Source organism: Streptomyces sp. NPDC034099 (genome assembly GCF_055575415.1).
In genome coordinates this window covers 316201-329060 of the sequence record NZ_JBVISR010000007.1, presented here as the reverse complement: position 1 = coordinate 329060, position 12860 = coordinate 316201, and the positions used below count along the sequence as shown (strand labels likewise).

The 12860-nt window shown below is 73.5% G+C and carries 11 protein-coding genes; 7 read left to right on the top strand and 4 right to left on the bottom strand.

Annotation, left to right across the window (positions count from 1 at the left end):
• Positions 1-167: 167 nt before the first annotated feature.
• The 3 genes from ACZ56V_RS22180 to ACZ56V_RS22170 all read right to left on the bottom strand — a co-directional run bounded on the left by ACZ56V_RS22180 (position 168) and on the right by ACZ56V_RS22170 (position 3275).
• Positions 168-1454 carry an HRDC domain-containing protein gene (locus tag ACZ56V_RS22180; RefSeq protein ID WP_467380793.1) on the bottom strand — a complete coding sequence of 429 codons (1287 nt, stop codon included), beginning with the start codon at positions 1452-1454 and terminating at the stop codon, positions 168-170.
• A gap of 176 nt (positions 1455-1630) precedes the next feature.
• The gene (locus ACZ56V_RS22175) at positions 1631-2293 is read right to left on the bottom strand and encodes a helix-turn-helix transcriptional regulator (RefSeq protein ID WP_059298226.1); all 663 of its coding nucleotides are present in this window, start codon (positions 2291-2293) and stop codon (positions 1631-1633) included.
• A gap of 292 nt (positions 2294-2585) precedes the next feature.
• Complete coding sequence (locus ACZ56V_RS22170; RefSeq protein WP_398913708.1) at positions 2586-3275, bottom strand: DUF3000 domain-containing protein; 690 nt, start codon at positions 3273-3275, stop codon at positions 2586-2588.
• A 195-nt stretch (positions 3276-3470) separates the two neighbouring features.
• Between ACZ56V_RS22170 and hemE the strand changes: the two genes are divergently transcribed.
• On the top strand, positions 3471-4538 hold the full coding sequence (gene hemE, locus ACZ56V_RS22165; protein WP_398913706.1) for a uroporphyrinogen decarboxylase: 1068 nt from the start codon (positions 3471-3473) through the stop codon (positions 4536-4538).
• A gap of 25 nt (positions 4539-4563) precedes the next feature.
• Here the strand turns inward: hemE and ACZ56V_RS22160 are convergent, their stop codons facing one another.
• The gene (locus tag ACZ56V_RS22160; RefSeq protein WP_468944541.1) at positions 4564-6084 is read right to left on the bottom strand and encodes a glycoside hydrolase family 3 protein; all 1521 of its coding nucleotides are present in this window, start codon (positions 6082-6084) and stop codon (positions 4564-4566) included.
• Positions 6085-6500: 416 nt separating this feature from the next.
• Between ACZ56V_RS22160 and ACZ56V_RS22155 the strand changes: the two genes are divergently transcribed.
• From ACZ56V_RS22155 to ACZ56V_RS22130, 6 genes are all read left to right on the top strand, one after another.
• Positions 6501-7583, top strand: a complete 1083-nt coding sequence (locus ACZ56V_RS22155; protein ID WP_398913702.1) for a phytanoyl-CoA dioxygenase family protein — start codon at positions 6501-6503, stop codon at positions 7581-7583.
• Positions 7565-8890: a DUF6271 family protein gene (locus tag ACZ56V_RS22150; protein WP_468944538.1), complete on the top strand. Its 1326-nt coding sequence runs from the start codon at positions 7565-7567 to the stop codon at positions 8888-8890. The genes ACZ56V_RS22155 and ACZ56V_RS22150 overlap by 19 nt, the downstream gene beginning before the upstream one ends.
• Positions 8887-10095 (top strand): type III PLP-dependent enzyme domain-containing protein, encoded by a 1209-nt coding sequence (locus ACZ56V_RS22145; RefSeq protein ID WP_468944535.1) that lies wholly within the window; start codon positions 8887-8889, stop codon positions 10093-10095. Before ACZ56V_RS22150 ends, ACZ56V_RS22145 begins: the two co-directional genes overlap by 4 nt.
• Complete coding sequence (locus ACZ56V_RS22140) at positions 10088-10657, top strand: GNAT family N-acetyltransferase (RefSeq protein ID WP_468944533.1); 570 nt, start codon at positions 10088-10090, stop codon at positions 10655-10657. The genes ACZ56V_RS22145 and ACZ56V_RS22140 overlap by 8 nt, the downstream gene beginning before the upstream one ends.
• Before the next feature lie 6 nt (positions 10658-10663).
• The gene (locus ACZ56V_RS22135; RefSeq protein WP_467380803.1) at positions 10664-11875 is read left to right on the top strand and encodes an MFS transporter; all 1212 of its coding nucleotides are present in this window, start codon (positions 10664-10666) and stop codon (positions 11873-11875) included.
• An 89-nt stretch (positions 11876-11964) separates the two neighbouring features.
• Complete coding sequence (locus ACZ56V_RS22130; protein WP_467380805.1) at positions 11965-12810, top strand: RNA polymerase sigma factor SigF; 846 nt, start codon at positions 11965-11967, stop codon at positions 12808-12810.
• Positions 12811-12860 lie beyond the last annotated feature (50 nt).

The window sequence follows — 12860 nt, the reverse complement described above, 5'->3', positions numbered from 1 at the left end:
ATGAGTAACGTAGCTGCCCAGTCCCCCCGGCGGGAGCGGCGAAGGTCACACCGCTCGTCACGCCACCGGAGGACCGATCACCCGGGCGCCCGCTCCGGGAGCGGCACCCGGACCTTGGCCGGAATCCGCCGCTCCCGCTACGACGCGTCCCGCTACGACGCGTCCCGCTACGACGCGTCCTGGCTCAGCGCCGCCACCAGCACCGGTGTCACCTGCTCCACCTGCCAGGGCCGGGCCCCGTGTCCCGCGAGGGCCGTGCCCACCGACTCGGCGTCGACCGTCGCGGGCGGTTCCCAGCAGACCCGGCGCACCGTGTCCGGCGTGATCAGGTTCTCCTGGGGCATACCGAGGCGCTCGGCCAGCGCCGTCACCGCCGCGCGCGCCGCGGTCAGCCGGGCCGCTGCGGCCGGGTCCTTGTCGGCCCAGGCCCGCGGCGGCGGAGGGCCGGTCACCGGCTGGCCGGGCTGCGGCAGCTGCGACTCGGACAGCGCCCTGGCCCGGTCGACCGACACCTGCCACTGCTCCAGCTGCCTGCGGTTCACCCGCCCGAACCCGTTCAGCGCGGCCAGCGCGTGCGCGTTGGGCGGCAGCGCGAGCGCGGCCTCGACGATGGCCGCGTCCCCGAGGACCTTGCCGGGGGAGACGTCCCGGCGCTGCGCGATCCGGTCCCGGGCCTGCCACAGCTCTCGCACCACGGCGAGCTGACGGCGCCGGCGCACCTTGTGCATGCCGGACGTACGGCGCCACGGGTCCTTGCGCGGCTCGGGCGGCGGGGCCGACGCGATCGCGTGGAACTCCTGGCGGGCCCACTCCAGCTTGCCCTGGCGGTCCAGCTCCTTCTCCAGGGCGTCCCGCAGGTCGACCAGCAGCTCCACGTCGAGCGCGGCGTAGCGCAGCCAGGGCTCGGGCAGCGGGCGCGTCGACCAGTCGACGGCCGAGTGGCCCTTCTCCAGGACGAAGCCCAGGACGTTCTCCACCATCGCGCCCAGGCCCACGCGCGGGAACCCGGCGAGCCGCCCGGCCAGCTCGGTGTCGAAGATGCGGGTGGGCACCATCCCTATTTCCCGCAGGCACGGCAGGTCCTGGGTGGCCGCGTGCAGCACCCACTCCGCGTCGGCGATCGCCGCGCCGAGACCGGAGAGGTCGGGACAGGCCACCGGGTCGATCAGCGCCGTGCCCGCGCCCGCGCGGCGCAGCTGCACCAGGTACGCGCGCTGGCCGTAGCGGTACCCGGAGGCGCGCTCGGCGTCGACGGCGACGGGGCCGCTCCCGGCGGCGAAGGCGGCGGTCACCTCGGCGAGGGCGTCCGCGTCGGCGATCACCGGCGGAATGCCCTCGCGTGGTTCGAGCAAGGGGATCGGCGCCTGACTCACAGAAGATCCGGCGTCGTCCGGAGGGGCGCCTCCGGTGGTTCGCAGTGGACGGTCTGCTGCGGTTTCGTGGGCGTCGGTCACCTGTCAAGGGTATCGGTGGATCGACCGAGCCCGCCGACGGAACGTTCCGTCGGCGGGCTCCGGGGGGTCGTAAACCAGTCAGGTCGGTGAAAGATCCGCTGCGCGGGGCGTGGGTGGGGAGGGGGAACAGGGAGCGTGGGGGAGCGGGTGAAGCGTCGGGAGCGGGGTGGTGGGTGTCAGTGGATGATGCCCGTGCGCAGGGCGACCGCGACCATCCCGGCGCGGTCGCCCGTGCCGAGCTTGCGGGCGATGCGGGCCAGGTGGCTCTTGACGGTCAGGGCGGACAGGCCCATCGAGACGCCGATCGCCTTGTTCGACTGGCCCTCCGCGACCAGCCGCAGCACCTCCACCTCGCGGCCGGAGAGCTCGCGGTAGCCGCCCGGGTGGCTCGGGGCGCCCGGGGGGCGGCGGTGCAGGCGGGCGGCGGCGGCGCCGATGGGGGCGGCGCCGGGCCGGGTGGGGAGCCCGACGTTGGTGCGGGTGCCGGTGACGACGTAGCCCTTGACGCCGCCGGCGAGGGCGTTGCGGACGGCGCCGATGTCGTCGGCGGCGGACAGGGCGAGCCCGTTCGGCCAGCCCGCGGCGCGGGTCTCCGACAGCAGGGTCAGGCCGGAGCCGTCGGGGAGGTGGACTTCGGCGACGCAGATGTCGCGGGGGTTGCCGATGCGGGGACGAGCCTCCGCGACGGACGAGGCCTCGATGACGTCGCGCACACCGAGCGCCCACAGGTGGCGGGTGACGGTGGAACGGACGCGCTGATCGGCCACGACCACCATGGCGGTCGGCTTGTTCGGGCGGTAGGCGACCAGGCTTGCAGGCTGCTCGAGGAGAACGGACACCAGGCCTCCTGGGGTGCGGGGACGGGGCCGGCTCATGGGGGTGAAGCCGGGACGAACCGTGCTTTCAAGGTCACAGTCGTCTTCGGCACCGAACGCGTCCGCCTTTAGAGAATGATCACGATCTGGTGAGTAACAATCCGAGCAATTCGGACACACTGTCGATCATTCGAAGATCGAACGGTTTCGCACTTTGTCGATACGAGCCCGAAAGTGGCCGTGTCGACAAAGTGACGGAACCTCCTCCAGGCGTACGGGCCCCTTCGCCCGGAATGATGAACGGCGGTCGGCGGCGTCAGCGCGACTGCGGGCCGCGCCGCTGCGGCAGCGTCACGATCGAGGCGTCGCCGGGCGCCGCCGGCGGCAGGCCCGCGACCTGGGCCAGCAGATCGCACCACGAGGTCAGGTGCGCCGCGGTGTCCGGGACGCCGCCCAGTCCCTCGCGCGGCGTCCAGGACGCCCGGATCTCGATCTGCGAGGCGGACGGGCGCGCCGAGAGTCCTCCGAAGTAGTGCGAACTCGCACGCGTGACGGTGCCGCTGGGCTCGCCGTACGCCAGCCCGCGCGCCTGGAGTGCGCCGGTCAGCCAGGACCAGCACACGTCCGGCAGCAGCGGATCCGCCGCCATCTCCGGTTCCAGCTCGGCCCGGACCAGCGTCACCAGGCGGAAGGTCCCGTGCCAGGCGTCGTGCCCGGCCGGGTCGTGCAGCAGCACCAGCCGCCCGTCCGCGAGGTCCTCGTCGCCGTCGACGACCGCGGCCTCCAACGCGTAGGCGTGCGGGGCGAGCCGCTGCGGTGCGCGGGTCGCCTCCACCTCGATCTGCGGCCGCAGCCGCGCGGCGCGCAGCGCCTCCACGGCGGCCGTGAAGGCCGGCGGTGCCGTACTCCCGTTGTGACTCCCCTTGTGCCGGGCCTCTTCCTCGGTCCCCTTCGCGTCGTCCATTCCGCCAGCGCCGTCCGACAGTCGTCCCTGAGCCGCAGCCATGCGGGGAACATTAAGCGGAACGGCGGCCCGGCGCAGGGAGGGACACCCGCGTGCGGGCGCGATGTCCGGATCACGCGGCCCGGCGGGGGCGCGCGGGAGCCGCCCCTCCCGTGCTCCGCGGGGTGCCCGGACCGGCTCCGTGAGCCGCCCACCCGTGGTCCGGTGCCGTCCGGGGGACATGCGAGACTTGCCGGTGTGAGTGCCAACCAGAGCCCCGCGGGCCAGCAGCCGACCGCCACGTACGACTCCGCGTTCCTCAAGGCGTGCAGGCGTGAGCCGGTGCCGCACACCCCCGTGTGGTTCATGCGGCAGGCCGGGCGCTCACTGCCGGAGTACCTGAAGGCGCGCGAGGGCATCCCGATGCTCGAGTCCTGCATGCGGCCGGAACTCGTCGCCGAGATCACCCTCCAGCCGGTGCGCCGGCACGGTGTGGACGCGGCGATCTACTTCAGCGACATCGTGGTCCCGCTCAAGGCCATCGGGATCGACCTCGACATCAAGCCAGGTGTCGGCCCGGTCATCGCGAACCCGATCCGCACCCGCGCGGACCTGGCACAGCTGCGCGACCTCACCCCCGAGGACGTCACCTACGTCACCGAGGCCTTCGGCCTGCTCACCCGCGAGCTCGGCGCCACCCCGCTGATCGGTTTCGCGGGCGCGCCCTTCACCCTCGCCAGCTACCTCGTGGAGGGCGGCCCGTCCCGCAACCACGAGCACACCAAGGCCCTCATGTACGGCGACCCGCAGCTGTGGGCCGACCTCCTGGACCGCCTCGCCGGCATCACGGCCGCCTTCCTCAAGGTGCAGATCGACGCGGGCGCGAGCGCCGTCCAGCTCTTCGACTCCTGGGTCGGCGCGCTGTCCCCCGCGGACTACCGCCGCTCGGTGCTGCCCGCCTCCCGCAAGGTCTTCGAGGCCGTTTCCGGGTACGGCGTGCCGCGCATCCACTTCGGCGTCGGCACCGGCGAGCTGCTCGGCCTGCTCGGCGAGGCCGGCGCGGACGTCGTCGGCGTCGACTGGCGCGTCCCGCTGGACGAGGCGGCCCGCCGCGTCGGCCCCGGCAAGGCGCTCCAGGGCAACCTGGACCCGGCGGTCCTCTTCGCCGGCCGGGAGGCGGTCGAGACCAAGACCCGCGAGATCCTGGACGCGGCGGCGGGCCTGGAGGGCCACGTCTTCAACCTCGGTCACGGCGTCCTGCCGACCACCGACCCCGACGCGCTGACCCGCCTCGTGGAGTACGTCCACACCCGGACCGCGGGCTGACGCACTCCCGTCACGGAGGTCCGGCTCAGAGCGCCGACGCGGCCGTCAGGACCTCCGCCGCGGCCACCCCGGAGGCCGCGCTCGCGCCGTGGGTGAAGATCTGGGCCGCCGCGACGGTGGTGGTGCCCGGCAGGCCCATCTCCACCACGATCGCGTCCGGACGGGCGGCGGTCAGGCCGGTCACGGCGCGGCTCATCCAGGTGTGCCGGGCGGCGTCGCGGGCCACGATCACCAACGGGCGCCCCACGGCCGGTTCGAGGGCGCAGCTCTCCAGCGCCACCGTCCCCTCCTCCAGTTCCTGCCCGCGCACCCGTACGGAGGTCGTACCGGGCAGCCGCTCCCGCAGCGGTCCCGCCACGCCCCACGGGGTCTCCTTGCCGATGGCCATGTTGGTCACCGGGGCCAGTTCGACCACGTGCGGCGCGGCGGTCAGCGGCAGCGCGGCCCGCGCGGCGCCGGTGAGCCGCACGGCCCGGCGCGCGGCGACATGCCCGATGCCGTCCCCGGCCGCGTCCCCCGCGGCCCCGGCCGTCCGCAGCCCGGCCGACCAGCGGGCGAACTCCCGTACCCGGCCCGCCGCCTCGGCCAGCCGCTCCTCGGGCAGCTCCCCGCCGGTCACCGCGGCGGTGAGCGCCTTGACCAGCAGCGCGACGGTGGCTTCCTCGGCGCTCTCGCCGCCCACGCAGACGGCGTCCACCCCGGCGGCGACCGCCTTCACGGTGGCGCCGTCGATGCCGTGCCGGCGGGTGACGGCGCCCATCTCGATGGCGTCGCTGACGACCAGGCCGTCGAAGCCCAGCTCCTCGCGGAGCAGGCCGTGCAGGATGCGCCGGCTCAGCGTGGCCGGCAGGTCGGGATCGTAGGCGGGCACCAGCAGGTGGCCGCTCATGACCGCGCGCACACCGGCCGCGACGGCGGCCCGGAACGGGGGCAGCGCCTGGGCGGCGATCTCGTCGCGCCCGGCCGGGTACGCGGGCAGGTCGTGGTGGGAGTCGACGGCGACGTCCCCGTGGCCGGGGAAGTGCTTGGCGCAGGCGGCGACGCCTGACGACTGGAGGCCGCGGATCCACGCGGTGGTGTGGCGCGAGACCACCTCGGGGTCCGAGCCGAAGGAGCGCACGCCGATGATCGGGTTGTCCGGGTTGGAGTTGACGTCCGCGCTCGGCGCGTAGTCGAGGCTCACCCCGGCGGTGCGCAGCTGCCGGCCGAGGTCGGCGGCGACGGCCTCGGTCAGCTCCGCGTCGTCGACGGTGCCCAGGGCGAAGTTGCCCGGCCGGGTCGACCCGGTGGCGGACTCGATGCGGGTGACGTCGCCCGCCTCCTCGTCGATCGCGACGATCAGGTCGGGGTTCTCGGCGCGCAGTCGCGCGGTCAGCCGGGCGACCTGCTCGGTGGAGACGATGTTGCGGGAGAAGAGCACGACGGAGGCCAGTCCGTCGCCGATGTCGCGCAGGATCCAGTCGGGGGCCTCGGTGCCCACGAAACCCGGCTGCAGAACGGAGAGTGCGAGCCGGTGCAACGCGCTGCTGTGCTTGCTTGAGGACATCGGCCGCGCCTTTCGGATGGTTTCTTGGTATAGACCAAGCGGGTGCGCGTTCAGGTTAACCAGACGTGTCAAGGGCGCCCTCGCTGAACTGGGAAGTAACAACTCACCTAGTCGGGCGGGGTGTTGACACCCCGTCCTGGTCTAGTCCATTGTGAGGCGCAAGTTCGGCGAGGGACGGATGTGACACCAGTTTCCGCGCCGAGCACCTGCCGCGGCCGGACTGCGAAGACCGCCGTCGTGGCACCGACTTCCGTACGACGACTTCCGTGACGACCACCCCGGACCTCGCCCCGCTCCCGCCCCGTGCCGCGAGCGGGCCCCGCTGCCACCACCCGACCTCATGTGCGACGGCCCGACCACCGTCGTCCACACCGCCGTCGCCCGCACGGGGCGACGACGAGGATCTGGAGCACCACATGGCGACGCCCGATTCCTACCTCCACCGAGCCCCGTCGGACCTGCCCTACTTCAGCGCGGACGCCGACACCTACCTGGCCCGCACCCAGCTGCGCGACCTCGACAAGACACGTCCGCTGCGGGTGCTGTCCGAGGAGGACTTCGCCCACTGGCAGACGTACGGCTACGTCGTCGTGAAGGAGGCGATACCCGCCGACTCCGCGCGCCGACTGCTCGACTTCGCCTGGGAGTTCCAGGGGCTCGACCCCGAACGCCCCGACACCTGGTACCAGGACCGCGAGTACCGCTCCGACCTGGACCGGGAGCTGCACATCTACGGCTTCGTCGAGGCCTACCACCACCAGCTCATCTGGGACAGCCGCCAGACGCAGCGCGTCTACGACGCCTTCGTCGACGTGTGGGACTGCGAGGAGCTGTGGGTCACCCTGGACCGGCTCAACCTCAACCCGCCCAACGTCGGCAACCGCGACCGCGCCCTGATCGACAAGCCGGACCGCGGCTTCGACATCGAGCTGCACTGGGACGTGGACACCTCCCTCGGCGTCCTGCCGCAGCGCGTCCAGGGCATCATCGCCCTCAACGACACCAAGCCCGACCACGGCGGCTTCCAGTGCTGCCCCGAGCTGTTCCGCCGCTTCGACCGCTGGAAGGCACTCCAGCCGGACGACCGCGACCCCATCCGGCCCGCGATCGACCGCGAGGACATGCCGGTCGTACGGCCCGACCTGGAGGCCGGCGACCTCCTCATCTGGAACGGCCTGCTGGCCCACGGCGTCGCCCCCAACGTCTCCGGCGAGGGCGTGCGCGCGGTGCAGTACCTGTCGATGATGCCCGCGCTGGAGACCCACCGCACCCTGCGCGACTCCCGGATCGACTCCTGGCGCACCCTCGCCACCCCCGACTGGAACGCCACCCTGCTCGGCGACGCCCACCGGCACGAGTCCGAGCGCTACGGTCCCGCCGAACTGACCGAACTCGGCGCCAGGCTGCTGGGCCTGAAGTCCTGGCACCCCGGCACCGGTACCGACGGCAGTGACGAGCACCAGGCCACCGGGGACGGCGCATGCGCAGCATCTGCCTGACCCTCCCCACCAACCGGCACTGCCCGGACACCGTCGCGGCCCTCGGCGAGGAAGCCGCCTACGCCGCCGACCACTTCGACATCGATGTCCACCTCCTGGTCCTCGACTCCTGCCCGCCCGCCGACCGCGCCGCCCACGCCGCCGCGTTGCGGCGACTGCCGGCGCACCCCCGGATCACGGCCCACCACCTCGACGAGGCCGCCCAGCGCGACTTCCTGACCCGGGTCACGGCACGTTCCGGCAGCGCCAAGCCCGACCTGCTCCTCGACCTGATGCTCCCCGACGGACTGTCCTACGGCGCCTGCACCAACCGCGCCTTCCTGATCGCGGCCGCGCTCGGCTGCGAGTCCGTCCACCGCCGGGACTCCGACAGCCGCTACCAGCGCGTGAACGGCCGTACGGTCTTCCCCGTCCACCACGAACTGCTGTCGCTGGGCGAACGCGCCACCGACGCGGTGGCGGGCGTCACCGAGTCGGCGCTGCCGGACCGCCTGATGGAGCGGCGGGTCGCCATGGTGGGCAGCTCCTTCGTGGGCGAACTCTCCGTCGACATCGCGCAGATACGGGACGCCGACCCCGCTGTCTACCGCGACGTCGTCTCCCTGTGGGCACCGCAGGGCTGGTCCGCCGAGCAGAAACGCGCGCTGGCCGAGGAGTCCTTCACCGGCGCGGGCACCGAACCCTTCACGGCGGACCACTCGCTGCTGACGGTGGTCGACCCCATGCGCGTGGACATGTGCAACATCGCCTTCCACGGCCCGACGGTCAGCGAACGCGTGCCGCTGCCGCCCGCCCGGGACACCATCGGCAGCGACTACTTCCTCATCCACCTCGTGCACGACGCCCGGCTGCCGGGCGTGCTGCACAACCGCAACATCGTCAACTACTACACCGGCGAACGCCGGACCGGCCCCGGCTTCCTCGCCTACCAGACGCGCTTCGCCAAGTTCCTGCTGTCGATGCTCTACTTCCACCACGTCTACGACCGCATGGCCGAAGCGGGCGACGCACTGCTGGACGAGCGGGGCCGGGTCCGCCCCGCCGCCGTCGCCGCCCTGGCCCGCGAGAGCACCGGCCTCGACACCGCGGAGAACGTCCGCCGGCTCGACGCCCTCGACACCGCCTACCGGGGGCTAGGCGGCCGGTACGCCGACTTCGCCGGCCTGCTGGCCGGCCGCCGCGCCCGCCTCCTCGACGAGGCACGCGGCGACATGGCGGACTTCGCACTGCTCACGGAGGCGTGGGAGCCGATGGTGGCCGCGGCCCGGGCCACCCCCGTCTCCCCGGCCGCGGGACAGCCGCGGTGAGCGCGGTGACGGCCGCGGACCTCGGCGAACCCCTGGCCGCCGCCCTCCGTGCCGCCACCGAGGACCGGCTCGTGTACGACCTGGCCGGCATCGAGGGGCGCCACGACGCACTGCGCCGCGAACTGCCCGGCGCACAGGTGCGGTTCGCCATGAAGGCCTGCCCGGTCGACGAGGTCCTCGCCGCCCTGGCGCGCCGGGGCGCCGGTGCCGACGCGGCGAGCCCCGGCGAGGTCGAGCAGGCGTTGCGGGCCGGAGTGCCGGTCGGCAGCGTGCACTACGGCAACACCGTGAAGTCCGACCGGAACATCGCCGAGGCGTACCGGCTCGGCGTGCGCACCTTCGCCACCGACAGCCTCCAGGACGTGGCCGCCCTCGCCGCCCACGCACCCGGCGCCCGCGTGTTCTGCCGGGTGGCGACCGGCGGGGCGGGCGCGGTGTGGGGGCTGAGCAACAAGTTCGGCTGCCCGCCCGGCGACGCCGTCCGCGTGCTGGCGGCGGCCCGGGACGCCGGACTGGTACCGGCGGGCCTGTCCGTGCACGTCGGCTCCCAGCAGATGACGGGCGAGGCGTGGCACGGCGCCGTGGAGGATCTGGGCGAGGTGCTGCGCGCACTCGGCCGGCACGGCATCCGCGTCGACCACGTCAACCTCGGCGGCGGCCTGCCCGCGCTCGGCTACCGCGACCGGCGCGGCACCCCCCTCGACCCGCCCCTGGACAAGATCTTCGCGGTGATCAGGGAGGGCATGGACGAGCTGCGCCGGATCCACGGCGGTCCCCTGGACTTCGTCATCGAGCCGGGACGGCACCTCGTCGCCGACCACGGCGCGATCCGCGCCCACGTCGCCCGCCTCACCGAACGCCGGGCCGCCGACGGTGAACGGCGGCACTGGCTGTACCTGAGCTGCGGCAAGTTCAACGGCCTCTACGAGATGGACGCCCTGCAGTACCGGCTGGTCTTCCCGGGCCACCCCGACGGCCCGTACGTCCCGGCCGTGGTCGCCGGTCCCACCTGCGACAGCGACGACGCCTACTCCCACGAGGAGGGGCTGGTCCCGGTGCCGGCCGCGCTGGCCTCGGGCGACCCGGTCTGGGTGCTGTCCTGCGGCGCCTACGCGACCAGCTACACCACCCAGGGCTTCAACGGCTTCGCCCCGCTCCCGTACGCCTTCGCGGGCGGCCCGGAGGGGAGCGGCGCCGATGACTGAGACCGTGCGCATACGCACCCTCGCCGACGGGGACTGGGCCGCGGTGGTGGCGCTGGAGCGGGACGCCTACACCGGCCTCGGCCTGTCGGAGGGCCGGGCCGCGCTGGAGTCCCGGGCGGCGGCGTCGCCGGACACCTGCTTCGTCGTGGACGTCGGCACCCGTACGGCCGGTTACCTGCTCGCGCTGCCCTACCCGCCGCACCACTACCCGGACCTGACGCGGACGGAGGCGGCCCGGGGCGCGTTCGAGACCGGGAACCTCCACCTGCACGACATCGTCGTCGCGCCCGCCCTGCGCCGCAGGGGCCTCGCGCGGCACCTCCTGCACCACCTCACCGCCACCGCACGGGCGCGCGGGGACGCGCGGATCTCCCTGGTCGCCGTGGGCGGCACCGAGGGGTTCTGGTCGGCGCGCGGCTTCGTGGCCGAGCCGGGGGTGGTGCCCGTCGGCGCGTACGGCGACGGCGCCGTCTACATGTCCAGGCCGGTCGCGGCCGCCCGGCAGACCCGGGCCCGCCCGTCCCTCTCCCCGCCCGCCCCCACCCTGCGCGAAGTGAGCTGATGGCGCGTGTCCCGTCTCCACGACCCCTTCCGGCGCGGCCAGTTGGCGATCGCCGCGCTGTTCCTGTCCCTCGGCTTCCAGTACGCCACCTGGGCCGCGCGGATCCCCGCCGTCAAGGCCGACCTCGACCTGAGCGCGGCCGAGGTGGGGGTGCTCCTGATGGCCGCGGGGGTCGGCGCCGCGGTGTCCTTCCCCGCGGTGGCGTGGCTGATGCGCCGGATGGGCTCGCGACGCCTCGCCCTGCTGTCCCAGCTGGGCCTGGCGCTGCTGCTGCTCGCCCTGGCGGCGGCGCCGAACTACCCGGTGGCCCTGCTGGTGATGTGCGCCGACGGCGTCCTCGTGGGCTGCCTGAACGTGGCCATGAACGCGCAGGGCGCGGCCCTGGAGGCACGGCACGAACGCAACACCATGGCGAAGCTGCACGCCGTCTTCAGCGCCGGCTCACTCCTGGCGGCCCTGCTTGCCTCCGGCATGACCGCCGCCACCGGATCGGTCGCGGCACACTTCGGGGTCGCCGTCGTCCTCCTCGCCGCACTGGGCGCCACGGCACGCACCGGTCTGCTCGACGAGGACGCCCCGGCCGACGCGGCAGCCCCCGCCGACGCACCGGCCTCCGCCGACCCGGAACCGGCCCGCCGTCGCTGGACCGTCCCCTCGCGCCTGACCCTGTGGATGTGCTGCGCCATGGTCTTCGGCACGGTCGCCGAGGGCGCCATGAACGACTGGTCCGCCCTGTACCTGAAGGACATCGCCGAGGCGTCGGCGGAACTCGCCCCGCTCGGCATCGCCGTGGTGTCCGGGATGATGGTCGTCGCCCGCCTCTTCGCCGACGGCTGGCGCGGCCGCTGGGGCGACGGTCGGGTCGTCCTGCTGGGCAGCGCCGTGGCCGGTACCGGTCTCGCCGTCGCCCTGGTGAGCGGCGGCGTCGCACCGGCGCTGGCCGGGTTCGCCTGCATGGGCCTGGGCATCGCGGCCGTGACCCCCTGCGTCTACGCCGCCGCCGCCCGGCAGGGCTCGGACGCGCTGACGCTGGTCGCCGCCATGGGCACCACGGGGCTGCTGGCCGGCCCGCCGCTCATCGGCTTCATCGCCGGTGCGAGCAACCTGGCGTGGGGCATGGGCGCCGTGGCCGCGTCGGCGGGCGCCGTCGCGCTGTGCAGCACCCGCATCCGCTGGACCCCGGCCCCCGTCACGCGGAGCGAGGCGAGCCCGGCCTGAGTGCACAGGAATGGATGTCGCCATGCAGGGTAAGCGGCTCTCGTAGCCATCGGCGCCCGACGGGCGTTGACGACTGGGAGGGCACAATCATGACGACCACGACCGCGCAGACGACGGCGGACACCGCGACGGGGATTCCGGAGATCGCGGACCCGTCCAAGGTGGCGCCCAGGGACGCACGGGAGTTGTCGAAGCTGTTCTTCGAGCAGCTGGCGGTCCTGGAGGAGGGCACGCCCGAGTACCAGTACGCGCGCAACACGCTGATCGAGATGAACATGTCCCTGGTCCGCTTCGCGGCCGGCCGGTTCCGCAGCCGCGGGCCGGAGGAGATGGAGGACATCGTCCAGGTCGGCATGATCGGTCTGATCAAGGCCATCGACCGGTTCGAACTGACCCGCGAGGTCGAGTTCACCTCCTTCGCCGTGCCCTACATCTCGGGCGAGATCAAGCGGTTCTTCCGGGACACCTCGTGGGCGGTGCACGTGCCCCGGCGTCTCCAGGAGGCCCGCGTCCAGCTGGCCCGGGCCACCGAGGAGCTGCGCAGCCGGCTGGGCCGCAACCCCACCACCCGGGAGCTGTCGGAGCTGATGAGCCTGCCGGAGGACGAGGTCGTCGAGGCCCGCCTGGCGGCCAACGGCTACAACTCCTCCTCCCTGGAGGCGACCGTCGGCGGCAGTGAGGACGGCGAGTCGGCGCTCGCGGACTTCATCGGTGCCGACGACGCCGCCCTGGCGCTCGTGGAGGACTTCCACGCCCTGGCCCCGATGATCGCCGAGCTGGACGAGCGCGACCGGCAGATCATCCACTGGCGGTTCGTCGAGGAACTGACCCAGAAGGACATCGGCGAGCGCCTCGGCGTCTCCCAGATGCACGTCTCCCGGCTCATCTCCCGCCTGCTGACCCGCCTCCGCAGCGGCATGCTCGACCAGGCATAAGAGGCACGCCGCCCTTGGTCTATCCTTCGTTGGTTGTCGTATGACAATCA

Excerpts from the sequence above, each read along its gene's own strand:
- ACZ56V_RS22160 (WP_468944541.1), bottom strand. The coding sequence starts at position 6,084 with ATGTCCTCAAGCAAGCACAGCAGCGCGTTGCACCGGCTCGCACTCTCC.
- ACZ56V_RS22155 (WP_398913702.1), top strand. The coding sequence starts at position 6,501 with ATGGCGACGCCCGATTCCTACCTCCACCGAGCCCCGTCGGACCTGCCC.
- ACZ56V_RS22130 (WP_467380805.1), top strand. The coding sequence starts at position 11,965 with ATGACGACCACGACCGCGCAGACGACGGCGGACACCGCGACGGGGATT.
- ACZ56V_RS22140 (WP_468944533.1), top strand. The coding sequence starts at position 10,088 with ATGACTGAGACCGTGCGCATACGCACCCTCGCCGACGGGGACTGGGCC.
- ACZ56V_RS22150 (WP_468944538.1), top strand. The coding sequence starts at position 7,565 with ATGCGCAGCATCTGCCTGACCCTCCCCACCAACCGGCACTGCCCGGAC.
- ACZ56V_RS22170 (WP_398913708.1), bottom strand. The coding sequence starts at position 3,275 with ATGGCTGCGGCTCAGGGACGACTGTCGGACGGCGCTGGCGGAATGGAC.